At 74.9% G+C, this 14,537-nt stretch carries 14 protein-coding genes; 7 read left to right on the plus strand and 7 right to left on the minus strand.

Annotation, left to right across the window (positions count from 1 at the left end; all coding sequences use genetic code 11):
• Nucleotides 1–5 precede the first annotated feature (5 nt).
• The 7 genes from BLV02_RS10685 to BLV02_RS10715 all read right to left on the minus strand — a co-directional run bounded on the left by BLV02_RS10685 (nucleotide 6) and on the right by BLV02_RS10715 (nucleotide 5,922).
• On the minus strand, nucleotides 6–1,199 hold the full coding sequence (locus BLV02_RS10685; protein WP_069112864.1) for an RNA polymerase sigma factor: 1,194 nt from the start codon (nucleotides 1,197–1,199) through the stop codon (nucleotides 6–8).
• Nucleotides 1,196–1,537, minus strand: coding sequence for a YciI family protein (locus tag BLV02_RS10690; protein ID WP_069112863.1), 342 nt, complete (start codon nucleotides 1,535–1,537; stop codon nucleotides 1,196–1,198). The genes BLV02_RS10685 and BLV02_RS10690 overlap by 4 nt, the downstream gene beginning before the upstream one ends.
• Nucleotides 1,537–2,004: a VOC family protein gene (locus tag BLV02_RS10695; RefSeq protein WP_069112862.1), complete on the minus strand. Its 468-nt coding sequence runs from the start codon at nucleotides 2,002–2,004 to the stop codon at nucleotides 1,537–1,539. The genes BLV02_RS10690 and BLV02_RS10695 overlap by 1 nt, the downstream gene beginning before the upstream one ends.
• 97 nt (nucleotides 2,005–2,101) lie before the next feature.
• Nucleotides 2,102–2,707 carry a dihydrofolate reductase family protein gene (locus BLV02_RS10700; protein ID WP_069112861.1) on the minus strand — a complete coding sequence of 202 codons (606 nt, stop codon included), beginning with the start codon at nucleotides 2,705–2,707 and terminating at the stop codon, nucleotides 2,102–2,104.
• A gap of 92 nt (nucleotides 2,708–2,799) precedes the next feature.
• Nucleotides 2,800–4,326 (minus strand): tripartite tricarboxylate transporter permease, encoded by a 1,527-nt coding sequence (locus tag BLV02_RS10705; protein WP_069112860.1) that lies wholly within the window; start codon nucleotides 4,324–4,326, stop codon nucleotides 2,800–2,802.
• Nucleotides 4,319–4,915 carry a tripartite tricarboxylate transporter TctB family protein gene (locus BLV02_RS10710; RefSeq protein ID WP_083288900.1) on the minus strand — a complete coding sequence of 199 codons (597 nt, stop codon included), beginning with the start codon at nucleotides 4,913–4,915 and terminating at the stop codon, nucleotides 4,319–4,321. The genes BLV02_RS10705 and BLV02_RS10710 overlap by 8 nt, the downstream gene beginning before the upstream one ends.
• Nucleotides 4,916–4,917: 2 nt before the next feature.
• A complete protein-coding gene (locus BLV02_RS10715) occupies nucleotides 4,918–5,922 on the minus strand; it encodes a Bug family tripartite tricarboxylate transporter substrate binding protein (protein WP_069112859.1) in 1,005 nt (334 codons plus the stop codon).
• 157 nt (nucleotides 5,923–6,079) lie between these two features.
• On the opposite strand from BLV02_RS10715, the gene BLV02_RS10720 reads away from it, so the two are divergent.
• The 7 genes from BLV02_RS10720 (at nucleotide 6,080) to BLV02_RS10750 (ending at nucleotide 14,536) form a co-directional block, all read left to right on the plus strand.
• Nucleotides 6,080–7,657, plus strand: coding sequence for an ATP-binding protein (locus BLV02_RS10720; RefSeq protein ID WP_216094352.1), 1,578 nt, complete (start codon nucleotides 6,080–6,082; stop codon nucleotides 7,655–7,657).
• The gene (locus BLV02_RS10725; RefSeq protein ID WP_069112857.1) at nucleotides 7,654–8,358 is read left to right on the plus strand and encodes a response regulator; all 705 of its coding nucleotides are present in this window, start codon (nucleotides 7,654–7,656) and stop codon (nucleotides 8,356–8,358) included. The genes BLV02_RS10720 and BLV02_RS10725 overlap by 4 nt, the downstream gene beginning before the upstream one ends.
• Nucleotides 8,359–8,414: 56 nt before the next feature.
• Entirely contained in the window at nucleotides 8,415–9,734 is a 1,320-nt protein-coding gene (locus tag BLV02_RS10730; protein WP_069112856.1) for a right-handed parallel beta-helix repeat-containing protein, read from the plus strand.
• Nucleotides 9,735–9,788: 54 nt separating this feature from the next.
• Complete coding sequence (locus tag BLV02_RS10735; protein WP_069112855.1) at nucleotides 9,789–10,223, plus strand: DUF7144 family membrane protein; 435 nt, start codon at nucleotides 9,789–9,791, stop codon at nucleotides 10,221–10,223.
• Nucleotides 10,224–10,236: 13 nt separating this feature from the next.
• Complete coding sequence (locus tag BLV02_RS10740) at nucleotides 10,237–11,073, plus strand: bestrophin-like domain (protein ID WP_069112854.1); 837 nt, start codon at nucleotides 10,237–10,239, stop codon at nucleotides 11,071–11,073.
• Nucleotides 11,070–11,867, plus strand: a complete 798-nt coding sequence (locus BLV02_RS10745) for a bestrophin-like domain (RefSeq protein ID WP_069112853.1) — start codon at nucleotides 11,070–11,072, stop codon at nucleotides 11,865–11,867. The genes BLV02_RS10740 and BLV02_RS10745 overlap by 4 nt, the downstream gene beginning before the upstream one ends.
• 113 nt (nucleotides 11,868–11,980) lie before the next feature.
• Nucleotides 11,981–14,536, plus strand: a complete 2,556-nt coding sequence (locus BLV02_RS10750; protein ID WP_069112852.1) for a winged helix-turn-helix domain-containing protein — start codon at nucleotides 11,981–11,983, stop codon at nucleotides 14,534–14,536.
• The last annotated feature ends 1 nt before the right edge of the window (nucleotide 14,537 follow it).

Below are 14,537 nucleotides of genomic sequence, written 5' to 3' on the forward strand. Positions count from 1 at the left end.
GGGGCTCAGGCCCAGCGCAGCCGCTCGTGCAGGATGGCCTGCTCGGCCGGGTTGGTGGTGAGCTCCAGCGCCCGCGCGTCCGCTGCCCGGGCCTCGTCCGGACGGCCGAGGTCGCGCAGCAGCCCGGCCCGGGTCGCGTGCAGCAGGTGGTAGCCGTCCAGCCGGTCATCCAGGGCGTCCAGCGAGCGCAGCGCGGCGGCGGGGCCGGCGGTGTAGCGCAGCGCGACCGCCCGGTGCAGCCGCGTCACCGGCGACGGCGCGAGGGTCAGCAGCAGGTCGTAGAGCAGCACGATCTGCTCCCAGTCGGTGTCCTCCCAGCGGGCCGCCTCGGCGTGACAGGCGACGATCGCGGCCTGCAGCTGGTAGGGCCCGGGCCGGCCACGGCGCGCCGTCCGCACCAGGAGGGCGACGGCGTCCGCGATGGCCGCGTGGTCCCAGCGGGACCGGTCCTGGTCGGCCAGCAGCACGAGGCCGCCGTCGGCGCCGAAGCGGCCGCCGGAGCGGGCCCGGTGCAGCCTGATCAGCGCCAGCAGCCCGGCCACCTCCGGCTCGTCCGGCAGCAGCTCGTGCAGCAGCGCCGCCAGCCAGGCCGCGTCGTCGACCAGCCGCTGCGAGGCCACCTCGCCGCCGGAGGAGAGGTAGCCCTCGTTCAGCATCAGGTAGACGACGGTGAGCGCCTCGCCGACGCGGTCGCCGAGGTCGGCGTCGGTCGGCAGCCGGTACGGGATGCCGGCGTCGGCGATCTTCCGCTTCGCCCGGGTGATGCGCTGCGCCACCGTCGACTCCGGGACGAGGAACGCGCGGGCGACCTGCGCCGTCGTCAGCCCGCACACCACCCGCAGCGTCAGCGCGACCTGCGCGGACCGCGGCAGCGCCGGGTGGCAGCAGGTGAACACCAGCCGCAGCCGCTCGTCCGGCTCCGGCGGGACCGGCCACTGCACACGGGCCAGCTTCTCCCGGTACCGGGTCTCGCGCCGCAGCACGTCCAGGCCGCGCCGCCGGGCGACGGTGAACAGCCAGGCGTCCGGCCGGTCCGGGATGCCGTCGACCGGCCAGCGCTCCAGCGCCGCGACGACGGCGTCCTGGACGAGGTCCTCGGCGGTGGAGAAGTCGCCGATCAGCCGCACCAGGGCGGCCGCGAGCCGGCCCGCGTGCTCGCGCACCACCCGGGCCAGCTCGTCGTGGGCGTCGTCGGTCACGACTCCAGCGGCCGGATCTCGACGACCGGGCAGCCCGGCCACGTCCGCACCATGCGCAGCGCCTCGTCGAGGTCGGCGACCTCGATCTCGAGGTAGCCGCTGACCACCTCCTTGCCCTCGACGAACGGGCCGTCGGTGACGATCGGCACCGGCCCGTCGAGGCGGACGGTGGTGGCGGTGTCCGGGTCCTGCAGCTTGTTGCCGCCGCGGATGACGTGACGGTGCTCGGCCATCCACTCGTCCACCTTGGCGAACGCGCGGGCCCGGTCGTCCGGCGTCAGCGCCTCGAGATCGGCGTGGAACTGCTCGGTGTCGACGAACAGCAGGACGTACTTCATCAGGCTCCCTGTAGTGCGGCGAGGCGCCGCGCCAGTTCGTCCTCGGCGACGTCCTCGACGTGGGTCGCGATGGTCCAGCCGTGCCCGAACGGGTCGACGACGTAGCCGTCGCGGTCGCCGTAGAACTGGTTCTCCGGCGCCCGCTTCAGCGTCGCGCCCTGCTCGACGGCGCGCGCCACGACCGCGTCGACGTCCTCGACGTAGACGAACAGGAACGCCGGCGAGCCGGGCAGCCCGCCCTCCGGCGGCGGCTCGGTGCCCATCATCGGCGACGCGTCCTCGACGATCAGCACGGAGTCGCCGATGACGATCTCGGCGTGGGCGACGCTGCCGCCGGGCCCGGGGAAGCGCAGGCGCTCGGTCGCGCCGAACACGTCGGCGTAGAACTCCAGCGCCTGCGCCGCCCCGCGCACGACGAGGCAGGGGGTGACCCGGCGATAGGTGTCCGGGATCGGTGTCACGCTCATCAGTCCTCCTGGGTCTTCGGTCCTTTCTACCCAGGAGACGAACGGAGAGCAGCCTGTTACGACATCACGGCCGCCCGGGCCGGCGGACGGGGCGACCTCACGCAGGGGCGCCGAGCGGCGGGTGCTCGAGTACGCGAGGCTTGTACTCGACCAGCTGGATGCGGCCGTCGAAGGTCCGGTGCTCGGTCATCTCGAGGGCGACGTCCGGGTAGCCGTCGTAGACGCGTTCGGCGCCCGTGGCCCCGGTGATCACCGGGAAGATCCCGACCCGGAAGCGGTCGACGAGCCCGGCTCGCAGCAGGGACCGGCACAGGCTGAGGCTGCCGATCGTGCTCAGCAGCCCCGAGCCGCTCGACTTCATGGCGCGGACCGCCTCGACGGCGTCGTCGCGGACCAGCGTGGAGTTGGCCCACGTCAGTGGCTCCTCGATCGAGGAGGAGAACACCACCTTGGACGCTCGGGTCAGCTCGTCGACGGACGCCTCTTCCTCGGGCCTGAACTCCTCCTGGCCGTTGGGGACCTCGCCGGCTGAGAAGCCCGACATCAGGCGGTAGGTGTTCGCTCCCATCAGGTAGGTGACCTCGGGCTGTTCGCCGAGCCACGCGAGGTACTCCGGGCCCTCGAGACCCCAGAACCCGGGCCATCCCTCGCCCGACGCGTAGCCGTCGAGGGAGGTGATGAAGTCGACCAGAAGCTCCGGCATGGCGGTTCCTTTCCTCAGATGTCACGAGCTCGGACCGGCCGGTAGCCACGAACTCATCGGCCGGGCCCGCGCCTCGCCAGTACCCGGCGCGGCTACGACATCACCGCCGGTTCCTTCTCGTTCAGCCGCCGTTCGCGCTGCCGCGCCCACATCGCCAGGGCGAGCAGCACCAGCAGCAGGCCATACGCCACGGCCGCGAACGGGCTGGTCACGAGCGCCGTCAGGTCGCCCTGGCTGATCGCCAGCGTCCGGCGGACCTGCTCCTCCGCCATCGGGCCGAGGATCATGCCGACGACGAGGGGCGCGGCCGGGTAGCCGTGCCGGCGCATGAAGAACCCGGCCAGCCCGATGCCCAGCAGCAACAGCAGGTCGACAGGGGAGAAGTTGAGCGCGTAGCTGCCCAGCGCGGCGAAGGTGAGGATGCCCGCGTAGAGGTAGTGGCGGGGGATCTGCAGCACCTTCACCCACAGCCCGACCAGCGGCAGGTTGAACACCAGCAGCATGAGGTTGCCGATGTAGAGGCTGGCCACCAGCGTCCACACCAGCACCGGCTGGTTCTCGAACAGCAGCGGCCCGGGCTGGATGCCGTACGTCTGGAACGCCGCGATCATCACCGCGGCGGTCGCCGTCGTCGGCAGGCCGAGCGTCAGCAGCGGCACCAGCACCCCGGCGGCCGCGGCGTTGTTGGCCGCCTCGGGACCGGCGACGCCCTCGATGGCGCCGTGGCCGAACTCGTCCTTGCGGCGGCCCTTGGCCAGCTTCTTCTCCGTCGCGTAGGAGAGGAAGGTGGAGACGTCGGCGCCGCCGGCCGGGATGGTCCCGACGGGGAAGCCGATGGCGGTGCCGCGCAGCCACGGCCGCCACGACCGCGACCAGTCCGACCGCGACATCCACGACCGCCAGCCGCGCGGCACCGGGATCACCTCGACCGGCCCGTGCCGCAGCCGCGACGCGACGTACAACGCCTCGCCGACGGCGAACACGCCCACCGCCACGACCACGACGTCGACGCCGTCGGCCAGCAGCGGGACGCCGAACGTGAACCGCTGCTGCCCGGTGAGGGTGTCGGTGCCGATCAGCCCGACGAACAGGCCCAGCGCCAGCGACGCCAGCCCGCGCGCCACCGACGACCCGAGCAGCGCGCCCACCGTCACGAACGCGACGACCATCAGCGCGACGTAGTCGGCCGGGCCGAGTTGCACGGCCCAGTCGGCGATCACCGGCGCCAGCAGCGTCAGCGCCAGCGTGCCGATGGTCCCGGCGACGAACGACCCCAGGGCGGCCGTCGCGAGCGCGGCCGCACCCCGCCCGGCCTTCGCCATCTTGTTGCCCTCGACGGCGGTGACGATCGACGCGGACTCGCCGGGCGTGTTGAGCAGGATCGACGTCGTCGAGCCGCCGTACATGCCGCCGTAGTAGATGCCGGCGAACACGATCATCGCGGCGGTGACGTCCAGCTCGTAGGTGAGCGGCAGCAGCAGCGCGACGGCCATCGCCGGGCCGATGCCGGGCAGCACGCCGACGGCCGTCCCGACGAACACGCCGAGCAGCGCGTACAGCAGGTACATGGGCTGGAGGGCGTTGGCGAAGCCGTCCAGCACCGCGGTCGCGTCAGCCATCGATGAGCGGCACCCCTTCCAGCCAGCCGGCGGGCAGCGACAGCCCGAGCCCGGTCCCGAACACCACCTGCAGCACCAGCGCGAGCACGATGCCGGCGACGACCGGCCGCCACCACGGCCGCGCGCCCAGCGTCCACGCGGCGCCGGCGAACAGGACGGCGATCGCCAGCGGCCAGCCGGCCCGCTCGATCAGCCAGGTGTGCACGAGGAACACCGCGACCAGCTGCACGACGGTGCGCCAGTCGGTGCCGGCGTTCGGGTCGACGTCCTCGCCGTCCTCGGCCGCGCCGACCCGGCCGCGCGCCGTCGCCACCAGCACCGCGATGCCGGCGCCGACGAGCACGGCGCCGACGACGTACGGGAAGGTCCGCGGCCCCATCGCGTTCGACGACCCGGGCACCGCGATGGTCGCGGTGTCGGCCAGCACGAACACGCCGAGACCGGCGATGAGCGCGCCGATGACGTACTCCTCGGCCCGGCCGAGGAGGGAACGCCCGGGCCCCGGCCCGCCGAGCCGCCCGCCGGAGTCCGGCGGGCCGGGGAGACCGGTGCCGCTCGCGGCCGGCGCCGGTCCGTCAGTGGCGGGCACGGTCACTGCACCAGCCCGATGTCGCGCAGCACGTCCTGCACGGAGCCGATCTCCTCGTCGAGGAACGCGTCGAACTCGTCGCCGGCGAGGAACGTGTCGCCCCACCCGGCCCGGTCCAGCTCGGCCTTCCACTCCTCGGAGCCGTGCAACTCGGTGACGAGGTCGACCAGAGCCGCACGGTCCTCGTCGGAGATGTCGCCGGACGCGACCAGCCCGCGCCAGTTCGTCAGCTCGACGTCGTAGCCGGCCTCGGTCAGTGTCGGCGCGTCGATGCCCTCGACCGGCTCCGGGCCGGACACCGCGAGCGCGCGCAGCTCACCGGCCGCGACCTGCTCGGAGTACTCGCCGACGCCGGAGATGCCGGCGTCGACCTGGCCGCCGAGCAGCGCCGCCAGCGACTCGCCGCCGCCGGAGTAGGCGATGTAGTTGAGCGTGTCGATCAGCTCCTCGGCCGGCACCCCGGCGTCCTTGAGCAGCAGGCCCGCGAGGATGTGGTCGGCGCCGCCGGCCGACCCGCCGGTGACGGCGACGTCCTTCCCGGTGGCGACGATGTCGTCGACCAGGTCGTTCACGGTCTGGTACGGCGACTCCGCCGGGACGACGACGATGAGGTCCTCCGACGTCAGCCGGGCGATCGGGGTGGTGTCCTCGAGCCGGGCCTGCGACTGGTTCGTCTCGACCGCGCCGACCATGACGAGGCCGGTCACCATCAGCGTGGTGCCGCCGCCGCGCTGGTTGGCCAGCTGGGCCAGGCCGACCGTGCCGCCGGCGCCACCCACGTTCGTCACCTCGGCGCCGCTGGCCAGGCCGGTCTCGTCGAGCGCCTTCTGGAACGCGCGGCCGGTCTGGTCCCAGCCGCCGCCCGGGTCGGCCGGCACCATGATGGACAGGTCCTCGACGCCGGCGCCGGAGTCCGTCGTCGAGTCGCCGTCGTCGCTGCCGCCGCAGGCCGCCAGCACCGTCGCCAGCGCCACGGCGCCGATCGCGACCCGGATGGGACCTCGCATGACTCCTCCTGGTGTCTGTGGTCCACGCCACAGCGGCGTGGTGACGTTGGAGGCTAGGAGCGGGGCGCACATCCCCGGAACTCTCCGGTCGTACTGGTCGTATTGATCATTTCGGTCGTGTTTCGGTCCGGTGCCGCCTCGGTGCACACTGATGCGCATGCTCAGGTCGGTCTCGTTGCGGGTGCAACTGCTCGCGCTGCAGCTGGCGATCGTGCTCGTCACGGTCGTCTCCGCAGGTGGGCTGGCCGCGTGGCTGCAGGCCGAGCAGATCCGCGACAGCTACCAGGACCGCATGATCGCCGTCGCCGACAGCGTCGCCGGGCTGCCGTCGGTGCTCGACGCGTTCGACGACTCGGACCCATCGTCGACCATCCAGCCGCTGGCCGAGCTGATCCGCGAGGCCTCCAACGTCACCTACGTCGTCGTCACCGACGAGGCCGGCATCCGCTACTCGCACCCGGACCCGGAGCGCATCGGCGAGCCGGTCTCCACCGACCCGAGCGTGCCGCTGTCCGGCGAGGTGTACGTGGGGACGCAGACCGGCACTCTGGGCCGCTCGTGGCGGGTGAAGGTGCCGGTGTTCGACGCCGGCGGCGCCGTCATCGGCACGGTGTCGGTGGGCACGCTGGAGTCGGAGCTGCAGGACGACCTCCTCGAGGACATCCCGACGCTGCTGGCCTGGCTGGCCGCCGCCGCGGTGCTCGGCACCCTCGGCGCGACCTGGGTGACGCACGTCGTCAGGCGGCGCATCTTCAAGCTGGAGCCTGACGAGATCGCGACGCTGCTGGAGACCCGCGACGCCATGCTGCACGGCATCCGCGAGGGCGTCGTCGCGCTGGACGACGCCGGGCGCATCGCGCTGGTCAACGACGAGGCGCGGCGGCTGCTCGACCTCGACGGAGACGTGAGCGGGCGGCCGGCGCCCGAGGTGCTGGAGCCGACGCTGGCCGCCGTCGCCACCGACGACGCCGACGTCACCGACCGGCTGGTGCTGGCCGGGGTGCGCATCCTGGTCGTGAACCGGCGCTCCGCGACGTCCGACGGCCGCTCCGTCGGCGTGGTGCTGACGCTGCGCGACCGCACCGAGCTGCACGACGCGCTGCGCGAGCTGGAGGGCGCGCGGTCGCTGACCGAGGCGCTGCGGGCGCAGGCGCACGAGTTCTCCAACCACCTGCACGTGGTGTCCGGGCTGCTGGAGCTGGGCCGCACCGACGACGCCGTGTCGTTCATCGACCGGGTCGGGCGCGGCGGCACCGTCACCCGCACCGTCGCCGACGGGGTGACGGCGCCCGCGGTGTCGGCGCTGCTCCTGGCCAAGGCCGCGACGTGCCGCGAGCGGGGGCTGACGCTACGGGTCGACGCGCGGTCGCGGCTGGACGACGACGGCGACGAGCTGGTGACGATCCTCGGCAACCTGGTCGACAACGCCGCCGACGCGACCGGCCACGGCGGCACCGTCGACGTCCGCATCGACCAGTCCGACGGCGGCGAGGTGCGGGTGCTGGTGGCCGACGACGGCCCGGGCGTGCCGGTCGAGCAGCGGACGCTGATCTTCGCCGCCGGGTTCAGCTCGAAGAGCGCGTCGAAGGGCGCCGGGCGCGGCATCGGGCTGGCGCTGGTGCACCGCATCGTGCAGCGCCGCGGCGGCCGCGTGACGGTGCGCGACTCCGCCAGCGGGGGCGCCGAGTTCGAGGTCGTGCTGCCCGCGCGGGTGCCGGCGGGTGTTCGTCCGTGAGCGACGTCCGCACCCTCGTCGTCGACGACGACTTCGCCGTCGCCGCGATCCACCGCGGGTTCGTCGAGGCGGTGCCGGGGTTCAGCGTCGTCGGCGAGGTGCACCTGGGCGCCGACGCGCTGCGCGCCGTCGAGGAACTGCAGCCGGAGCTGATCCTGCTCGACATCTACCTGCCGGACATCTCCGGCATCGAGTTCCTCAACCGGCTGAGGGCCCGGTCCGCGCCGCAGGTCGACGTCATCGCGATCACCGCGGCGCGCGAGCTGGCCACCGTCCGCGCCGCGATGGCCGGCGGCGTCGTCGACTACCTGGTGAAGCCGTTCACGCTGGACGTGTTCGCCGACCGGATGAACACGTACCTGGCCCGCCGCGAACAGCTGCGCCGCACCGCGGCCCGGGCCACCGGCGGGCGACTGGACCAGGACCAGGTCGACGAACTGCTGCGCAGCCCCGCCGCCGGCGCGGGCGCCGCCAAGCTGCCGAAGGGGCTGTCCGAGCGCACGCTGGACCTCGTGTCGGCCGAGCTGGCCGGCGCCGACGGCGACCTGTCCGCGTCCGAGCTGGCCGAGCGGGTGGGGCTGTCGCGCATCAGCGCGCGCCGCTACCTCGAGCACCTGGCGGCGACGGGACGCGCGACGGTGGCGCCGCGGTACGGGTCGGCGGGCCGGCCGGAGCACGGGTACCGCTGGATGCCGCACTGATCACATTTCCGCCGAATGCGCCGCGCGCGGCCCGGCGGCCCGGTTACCGTGCGGCGGTGAGACCACGTCTGCGCCACGCGGCCCTGCTCGTCGCCGCCCTCGTCGCCGCCGGCTGCTCCTCGTCCGACGACTCCGCCTCGTCCGGCTCGACCCCGACGGGTGGCGGCGCCGAGGTGGTGCGGGTGCCGGCCGACGCGGCGACGATCACCGAGGCCGTCGCCGCGGTCGCGCCGGGCGGGCTGGTGCTGGTCGAGGCCGGGACGTACCCCGAGGCGGTCGTCGTCGACAAGGCCGACGTCACCGTGCGCGGCCTGGACCGCAACGGCGTCGTCGTCGACGGCGAGGGTGAGCGGGCCATCGGGATCCTCGGCATCGCCGACGGCGTCCGCGTGCAGAACCTCACCGCGACCCGGCACACGCTGGCCGGCGTGCTGATCTCCGGCGTGCACGACGCGTCCGGCAACGTGCCCGGCGGCGGCTACAGCAGCGAGGCGCCCGAGGCGGAACTGCTGCAGCGCTACGAGGTGCGCAACGTGACCTCGACGAACAACGGCCTGTACGGCATCTACGCGTTCCACTCCCAGCACGGCGCCATCGTCGACAGCTACGCCTCCGGCGGCGCCGACTCCGGCTTCTACCTGGGCCAGTGCGAGGACTGCGACGCCGTCGTCAGCGGCAACGTGGCCGAGCGCAACGCCGTCGGGTTCGAGAACGCCAACGCCTCCGGCGGCGTGCTGATCACCGGGAACCGGTTCGCCGGCAACCGGGTCGGCCTGACGCTCACCTCGGACTACCAGGAGGCGTTCGTCCCGCAGCGCGACAACCTCGTCGTCGGCAACGTCATCACCGACAACGTGCAGCCCGACTCGCCGGCGCAGGCCGAGGGCGGGTTCGGCGTCGGCATCGGCATCGCCGGCGGCCAGCAGAACGTCATCGAACGCAATCTCATCGGCGGCAACACCACCGCCGGCACCCTCATCTCCAGCGCCGAGGACGTGCCGTCGCTGGACAACCGGTTCGTCGCCAACACGTTCAGCCAGAACCGCTACGACATCGCCGACGTCTCCACCGACCGGGCGCCGTCGACCGGCACCTGCCTGGACGGCAACGGGTTCGCGTCGGTGCTGCCGGACGCGCTGGGCACGGCCGTCTGCCCGGCCGGCACGCCGGCCATCTCCGGGGCGACGCTCACCGACGTCCCGGCCGCCCCGCCCGGCGTCCCCTTTCTCGACGTCACGCCACCCGGGCCGCAACCGGACCTCGAGGGCGACCTCACCGCCGTCCCGGACCCGCTGCCGGCCGCGCCGGAGCGCCCGGCCACCGACGCCCTGCCCGTTCCCGACGCGGCGCTGCTCGCGGACCGCTCCGCGCTCTGAGCTCACCCGCCAGGGGTGAGGCGCCCGGGCACCCCGCGCGGGAGCGTTCGGGACATGACCGACATCGAGACGCCGACAGGCGCAGGGCCTCGCCGCCGGGAGCCGTCCGCGTGGGCCGTCGGATGGACCGTGTTCGCCGCCGTCATGATGGCGATGGTCGGCACGTGGCACGCGATCGCCGGGCTGGTCGCGCTGTTCGACGACGACTTCTTCACCCGGGCGCAGGAGTGGGTCTTCGACTTCGACGCGACGACCTGGGGCTGGGTCAACCTCATCCTGGGCATCGTGCTGGTGATCGCGGGCGCCGCCCTGATCACCGGGTCGGTCGCGGCGCGCGCCGTAGGCGTCGTGTTCGCGGCGATCAGCATGGTGGCGGCGTTCGCGTGGCTGCCGTACTACCCGGTGTGGGCGATCCTCATCGTCGCCGCGTCCGTCGCCGTCATCTGGTCGCTGACCGTGCACGGCCGGGACATCACCGCCGGCACCTGACCGCGCGGCGCCGATGAACATCGTCGCCGCCGCGGTGATCGTCGCCGTGGTGACGTCGGTGGCGATCGGCGCCATGCTGCTGGTCCGGCGGCGGGCGCCGGACGGCAGCTACTTCCACGACGGCGACCGCGCCGCCGGGGTGTTCGGCGTGCTGGCCACGGGGTTCGCGGTGCTGCTCGGCTTCGTCGTGTTCCTGTCCTTCACCAGCTACGACGCGGCGCGGACCGGCGCCGAGGACGAGGCCCTGCTGGTCGCGCAGCAGGTCGAGACGGCGCAGCTGCTGCCGCAACCCGCAGCCGCGGAGCTCACCGGAGAGCTGGTCTGCTACGCGCGGTCGGTCGCCGGCGTGCAGTGGGAGCGCATGTACGCCGGCACGCTCGGCGAAGAGCTCAACCCGTGGGGCGCGCAGCTGTTCGGCACCATCCGCACGGTCCAGCCGGAGACCTCGGTCCAGGAGTCGGCGTTCGACACCTGGCTCAGCCAGACGTCGGAGCGGGAGGCGGCGCGCAACGACCGCATCCACGGCGCGGTCGGCGTCATCCCGGCGCCCCTGTGGATCGTACTGATCTTCGCCTCGGTGCTGATCTTCGTGTACATGCTGTTCTTCGCCGACAGCGGCGAGGCGATCCAGGTGCAGGCGCTGCTCATGGGCACGGTCGTCTCCGTCATCACGGCGCTGCTGCTGCTCGTGCAGGCGCTCGACGACCCGTTCCACCCGGGCGTCGGCGGGCTGCGGCCGGTGGCGATGGAGCGGGCGCTGCAGGTCATCGACCAGGAGCTGGAGCTCGCCGGCACCGACGAGCCGCCGCCCTGTGACGAGCGCGGCGTCGCGACGGCGGCCGGCCGATGAGCTGGCTCAGCTCGCTGCCGACCGGCCTGCTCGTGGTGGGCTGCCTGGTGCTGGCGCTGCTGGTGGTCGTCGCGTCGACGGTGGCCGTGCGGGCGCTGGTGCCGGAGGCCGGACGGGACCGCGTGCAGCAGATCGCCGCGCCGCTGATGCCGGCGCTGGGCGCGGCGTTCGCCATCCTCACCGCGCTGACGCTGTCCAGCGAGGCCGGCTACCTGCGGGCGGCGGAGGGCTACGTCAGCGACGAGGGCGCCGCCGCGGCGCGCCTGGCCTGGGCCGCCACCAACCCGGGCGTCGACGCCGAGCCCGTCCACGCGGCCCTGCGCGACTACCTGACGACCACCCGCGCCCACGAGTGGAGCGGCGCGGCCGCCGCCAGCGGCGACGACGTCGGCACCGAGCGGTCGATCGCGGCGCTGGAGCGGGCGGTCCGCACCGAGGCGGCCCGCTGGCAGGAGATCGGCACCCCGGCGTCGACCGAGCTGCTGACCTCGGTGGACGCCGTGACGAGCACACGCCGGGCCCGCATCGTCGCCGCCGGCCACGAGATCCCGGGGCTCTACGTGGGCACGCTGGTGGCCAGCGGTGTCGCCCTGATCGTCAACGCGAGCGCGCTGGCCGTCCGCGGCGGGACGCGGATCTCGCTGCTGGTCGTCGGCCTCGCGGGGGTGGTGGGGCTCAGCCTCGCGCTGCTGTTCGCGCTCAGCGCGCCGTGGCGCGGCCCGATCACCGTCGGCGGCGACGCCATCGACGCCGTGATCAGCGACCTCGACACCGGCTTCTTCACGAGCAGATGAGAGCGCTCTAACCCGCAACGGGTGATGGCGCGCGCCCGGGTCCGTGCAGAGAGTGGGCTGGGGGGTGAGGCATCGTGACGGGGCACGCTGCCAGAACGACCGAGGGTGCGCGCGTGGACGGTGGCCGGGTGCGGCCGCCGGTCACCCGCCTGAGTCCGCCGCCGCACGCGTTCCCCGTCGTCGACCGGCACCGCCTGGCCGACGCCATCGGGGACGGGGTCCGCGGCACGCCGCTCACGCTGGTCCGCGCGCCCGCGGGGGCGGGGAAGACGGTGGCCGCGGCGACCTGGGCGGCCCAGCCAGCGTCGGCGGCCGCGCTGGCCGGCCCGCCCGCGTGGCTGACGCTCGACGAGGCCGACGAGCGGCCCGGCGCGTTCTGGCCGGACGTGGTCGCCGCCCTGGCCCGGGTGGGCGTGCACGTCGACGGCGGCGACGCCGCCGACCCGGCGCACGTCGACCGGCTCGCGGCCGGGCTGCTCGCGCACGACGCGCCGGTGGCGCTCGTGCTCGACCAGGCCGAACGCCTCACCGACCGCCGTGCCGGCCGTCAGCTGGACCAGCTGCTGCGGGCCGCCGCGCCGCGGTTCCGGCTGGTCCTGGTGACGCGCGCCGAGCCGGTGCTGCCGCTGCACCGCTACCTCCTGGACGCGACGGTGACCGAGGTCCGCTACGACGACCTCGCCTTCACCCTGCCCGAGGTCGGCGCGCTGCTCGACCTGCACGGGGTGCGCACCCCGGAGCTGGCCCGGATCGTCGCCGAACGCACCGAGGGCTGGGCGGCCGGCGTCCGGTTCCTGGCGCTCGCGGCGCAGCAGCGGCCCGCCGGCGCCGCCGCCGAGGTCGCCCGCGCCGCCCTCGTGCCGGCCGGTTCGGCGCTGGCCGCGTACCTGGCCGCGGAGGTGCTCGAGGCACTGCCGCCGGACCACCTCGACTTCCTGGCCCGCGTCAGCGTCGCGGCCGAACTGCCGCCCGGCCTGGCCCGCGAGCTGACCGGGCGCGGCGACAGCGACCGGCTGCTGTCCGAGCTCGCCCGCGGCAACGCCTTCGTGCTGCCGGTGCCCGGCACGGCCGGCAGCTACCGGACGCACCCGCTGCTCCGCGCCCTGCTGGGCGCGGAGCTGGCCGACGAGAGCCCCGCGGCGGCCGCCGAGCTGCGCCGCCGGGCCGCCTACTGGTTCGCCGGTGCGGGCCGCCTCGCCGCGGCGGTGGAGCAGCTCGTGGCCGCGGGGGACTGGGCCGGTGCGGCGGCGCTCCTCGTCGACGATGCCGCCCTCGCGCCGCTGCTGGTGCCGGGCGCGCCGCCGGAGCTGTCCCGGCGGCTGGAGCAGCTGCCCGACGACCTGGACGCTCCCGCCGTCGCGGTGCTGCGGGCGGCGCTCGCCGTCCGGCACGGCGACCCGAGCCGGGCAGCGCGCGAGCTGTCCCGGTGCGACGAGCACCTGGCCGCGGCCGGCGCCGGGCCGGCCCTGGCCGTCGCCGTCACCCGCACCATGCTGTCCGACGCGGTGGGCGACGCGGACGCGACGCTCGCGGCCGCGGGGCGCCTGCTGGACGCGCTCGGCTCGTCGTCCACCGCGCGCGCGGGCCGGAACGACGAGCTGCGGGCGCTGGCGCTGCTCGCGGCCGGCACCGCGCGGCTGCGGTCCGGCGACCCCGCCGGCGCCCGTACCGACCTGACCGCCGCGCTCGCCGCCACCGGGGACGACGGCGAGCGCGGCGGCCCGGCCGGCGGCCGCGACGGCGACGGCCGCGGCGGCCCGGACGGCGGCGCGGCCGCGGCGATCCGGCTGCGCGCCCTGGGGATGCTGGCGCTGGCCGAGGCCGGCCGGGGAGCACTGACGCGGGTCGCGGACCTCGCCGGCGCGGCCGACGAGCTGGCCGCCAGCTGCTCCGTCGCCGCCACGGACCGGCCCGCCGCCGCCCACCTGGCGCGCGCCTGGGTGGCGTCGCAGCGGCAGGACCTGACCGCCGCCGAGCACTGGCTGCGCCGGGCCCTCCGGGTGCCGGAGTGCCGCGCCGACGGGCTGCTGTCGTCGGTAGCGACGCTGCTGCAGGTGCGCCTGCGCCGCGACCACGGCGACACCGAGGGCGCGCGGCGGCTCGCGGGCGCCGCCGGCGCCGGTCCGCCGTGGGTGCGGGCGCTGATCGACGCCGAGGCGGCCGGCGACGACACCGCCACGGCGCCGCGCCCGGCCGGGATCGAGCCGGAGGCCGCCCGGGTCGAGCAATTGCTTCGGCACGCGCACGGCCAGCTCGGCCGGGGCGCCGCCGGAACCGGCCGGTCCGACGTCGTCCGGGCGCTGGCCCTGGCCCGGCGCGAGGGCTTGCGCCGCCCGTTCGCCCACCTCTCGCCGCGGGTCCGGCGGCTGATCCGGTCCGACGCGGCGGTGGCGGCGCGGGCGGACTGGTTGCGCCCGGCGCCGAGCCCGCCGCGTGGCCGCGCGGCCGGGCCGCAGACCGGCCCGCCGCCGGTCGGGCGGGCCCTGACCGACCGCGAACTGGAGGTGCTGCGGCACCTGTCGTCGCTGCTCACGACCGAGGAGGTCGCGGCCGCCATGTACATCTCCGTCAACACCGTGCGCACGCACGTCCGCGGGATCCTGCACAAGCTGTCCGTGACGCGGCGCAACGAGGCGGTCCGCCGGGCCCGCCAGCTGGGCCTGGTCTGAG

The organism is Jiangella alba, from assembly GCF_900106035.1.
GTDB classification, from domain to species: Bacteria; Actinomycetota; Actinomycetes; order Jiangellales; family Jiangellaceae; genus Jiangella; species Jiangella alba.